This window comes from Gryllotalpicola sp. CP2-P1 (assembly GCF_057512245.1).
On sequence record NZ_JBLRDT010000249.1, the window covers coordinates 1 to 2,981 of the forward strand.

General features: G+C 70.5%; 5 protein-coding genes. 2 read left to right on the plus strand and 3 right to left on the minus strand.

Annotated elements, in window-relative coordinates; all coding sequences use genetic code 11:
* The 3 genes from ygfZ to ACM2XV_RS13730 form a co-directional block, all read right to left on the minus strand.
* The coding region (gene ygfZ, locus ACM2XV_RS13720; protein WP_487027328.1) for a CAF17-like 4Fe-4S cluster assembly/insertion protein YgfZ at positions 1 to 990 on the minus strand (990 nt) is incomplete at its 3' end.
* Positions 991 to 993: 3 nt separating this feature from the next.
* Entirely contained in the window at positions 994 to 1,590 is a 597-nt protein-coding gene (locus ACM2XV_RS13725) for a heme-binding beta-barrel domain-containing protein (protein ID WP_344773707.1), read from the minus strand.
* Between the two features lie 127 nt (positions 1,591 to 1,717).
* Complete coding sequence (locus tag ACM2XV_RS13730; protein ID WP_344773709.1) at positions 1,718 to 1,996, minus strand: hypothetical protein; 279 nt, start codon at positions 1,994 to 1,996, stop codon at positions 1,718 to 1,720.
* 97 nt (positions 1,997 to 2,093) lie between these two features.
* On the opposite strand from ACM2XV_RS13730, the gene ACM2XV_RS13735 reads away from it, so the two are divergent.
* Both ACM2XV_RS13735 and ACM2XV_RS13740 read left to right on the plus strand, forming a co-directional pair.
* A complete protein-coding gene (locus ACM2XV_RS13735; protein WP_344773711.1) occupies positions 2,094 to 2,759 on the plus strand; it encodes a response regulator transcription factor in 666 nt (221 codons plus the stop codon).
* On the plus strand, positions 2,756 to 2,981 hold a 226-nt coding region (locus ACM2XV_RS13740), incomplete at its 3' end, for a hypothetical protein (RefSeq protein WP_487027329.1). The genes ACM2XV_RS13735 and ACM2XV_RS13740, both read left to right, overlap by 4 nt.

Below are 2,981 nucleotides of genomic sequence, written 5' to 3' on the forward strand. Positions count from 1 at the left end.
CGCCTCGCCCTGCACGACCTCGGCACCCGCCTCAGGAAGGACGGCGTCGGAGCCGTCGAGGTGCAGCAGCACCAGCCGGCGCGGCGGGTGGCCGAGGTTGTGCACCTTCGCGATGGTCTCCTGCCCGCGGTAGCACCCCTTGTTCAGGTGCACGGCCGAGCGCAGCCAGTCGAGCTCGTGCGGGATCGACCGCTCGTCGACCTCGGTCGCGAAACGCGGCCGGCGCGCGGCGATACGCAGCGCCTCGCTCGCGGCGACACCGGCGACGGCGACCAGGCCGGATGCCGCGCGCGCGGCGAGCCCCGCGGCGAGCTCTCGCGTGACGATCGTCTCGAACCAGCTCCAGCCGGAGTAGTCATGGTCGGCTGCGGCGTACTGGTGGCCGCCGGCCGCGACCTGCGACCAGGGGTCATGCCAGACGACGGTGCGGTCCCCGGGTCTCCATTCGGCTGCGCCGAGTCGACCTGCGGGGGCCGCCGCTGCGCCGAGTCGACCTGCGGGGGCCGCGGCAGCGCTTTCGTCGATCGACTCGCGCGCAGCGCGAATGGAGATCAGCGGCACGGTCGAGCCGAGCACCGCCGAGGCATCCGTCACGTCTTCGATCTCGACGCGCAGCATGAACCGCATCTTCTGCAGGAAATCGACGAGTGCCGCCGCCTCTGCGCGGTCGACGATCAGCCAGAGCCGCTCGCCGTCTTCGACGACGCGCACGGCGAACTCGATGCGCCCAGAGGGGTCGAGCACGAGCGTCTCGCTCGACTCGCCCTCTGCGAGCCCCAGCAGGCTCTGGCTCGTGATCGAGTTCAGCCAGCTGAGCCGGTCGGGGCCGGCGATGGTGATGACGGCGCGCTGAGCGAGCTCGACGACCGCGCGGCCGTCTTCGAGGGCGCGCTGCTCGCCGACGGGGTTGCCGTAGTGCCACACCGCGCCCGAGTCGGGGCCGTCACCGACGAGCACCGCGCCGTCGAGGGACGAGAACAGGGCGGTCATCGCTCAGTCCACCTTCGCGAGTCGCGCCGAGGCGTGCGTGCGCAGCTGCTGGCCGAGGGCCGCGATGTCCCACGCCCACAGCAGATGTCCCTCGACGAGCCCATAGAGGCGCGTCGCGGCCGAGTACTCTTTGGCGCCGGCCGTGCGCATCACGGCATCGGTCGCGAGATCGATGCGCGGACCCTTGACCTGCCCGAGGTACACCTCTGAAACGCCGTCGGGGTGCACCAGAGCGACCTCGATGTCGAACCCGCCGGCATCGTTGCGCAGCGTCTCGACGGCTTCGGCGTCGGTGAACGGTCGCGTGCCGACACCCGGCAGCATGCCCGGGCCGGGGTCGCCCGCGGTCAGCTCGCGCGACAGGCGCCAATAGCCCGTCTCGGCGACGAGCGGCGTGTGCTCGTCGTCGAGCACCCACGTATAGGAGTTGTAGTTGAGGTACGAGAGGCCGTCGTGGCTGAAGCTGATGCGCTGGCCGAACTCGCGCTGGACGTGGTCTTCGCCGATCTTGTAGTCGAGCACCCCCGTGCCCTCCCACACGCCGATCAGCCACGACAGCGGGACGAGCTCGGCCGGCAGGCCGACGGGCAACTCGATCATGGCGAGGCTAGTGCTGGCCGCGGAACAGGTTGTAGACCACGAGCACCGCGGTGCCCGCGATCGCCAGCCCGGCCAGGCCCAGCAGAGCGATGAACACGAGTTCCAGCGTGACAAGCATGCGGTCAGCCTAGTGGATGAGGTAAATCGCGCCGGTTGCGACGGCCAGGATCACGAGCGCGCCGCTGACGGACGATGCGAGCCGCGTCACGAAGCCGCGCTTCTCGCGCGTCGCGAGCTGGATGCAGAGGGCGATGACGACGGATGCCGCAAGCGACAGGCTCAGCCAGGCGCCGTCCCGGTCGGGGTGCGAGAAGATGCCGATCAGCACGGCGGCCACGAGGGCGAAGCCCCACACCGCAGAGACGGTGCCCTTCGCCGCAGCCTTGGGAAGCGGATCGCTCGTCATGCCTCCATTCTGCCGCCGTGCGCGCTTTCCCGCGGCGAATCCGCTGCCCTCGCGTCGGATAGGATGCCGAATCAACGTCGAAGGTCATGGAGGTCGTATGGCGCAGCTGCTGATCCTGACATCCGCACAGGATCAGGATGTGCTGCCCGCCCTGGGTCTGCTGAACCATCGCGCCCGCGCGCTGCCGGCCGAAGCCGCCTCGCTTGTGAACGCCCCGAGCTGCGACCTCATCTTCATCGACGCCCGCCGCGACCTGGTCGGCGCCAAGGCGCTCTGCAAGATCCTGAGCACGACGGGGTCGCCCGCGCCCGTGCTGCTCGTGCTGACGGAGGGCGGGCTTCCCGCGGTCAACGCCGACTGGGGGGTGGCCGACGTGGTGCTCGCCGAGGCGGGGCCCGCCGAGGTCGACGCCCGCATTCGCCTCGCGCTCGATCGGCACACGGCAGACGCCACCTCGAGCAAGATCCAGACCTCGGGCGTCACGATCGACGAGGCGTCCTATTCGGCCAAGGTGCACGGCCGCCCGCTCGACCTCACCTTCAAGGAGTTCGAGCTGCTGCGCTTCCTCGCCACGCACCCGAGCCGCGTCTTCACGCGCGAGCAGCTGCTCTCCGAGGTGTGGGGCTACGACTACTTCGGCGGCACCCGAACCGTCGACGTGCACGTGCGCCGCCTGCGCGCGAAGCTCGGCGACAGCGAGTCGCTGATCGGCACCGTGCGCAACGTCGGCTACCGCTTCAACGTCTTCGAAGACGGGCAGTGACGCGGCCGATCGTCGATCTGGTCGAGACGGATGCCTCGGCCGCCGGCGCCTTGCTCGAGCCGTTCGACGAGCAGACCGCGTTCGATGTCGCCGCGGGTCGCCGCGCCCTCTTCGCGCTGCGCACGACTCCTGACGAGCCGGCCGTCGGCAGCGCGGTCCTCGGCGACGGCGCCCTCGATCTCGACATCCGCGAGGAGTGGCGCGCACGGGGGCTGGGCGGCG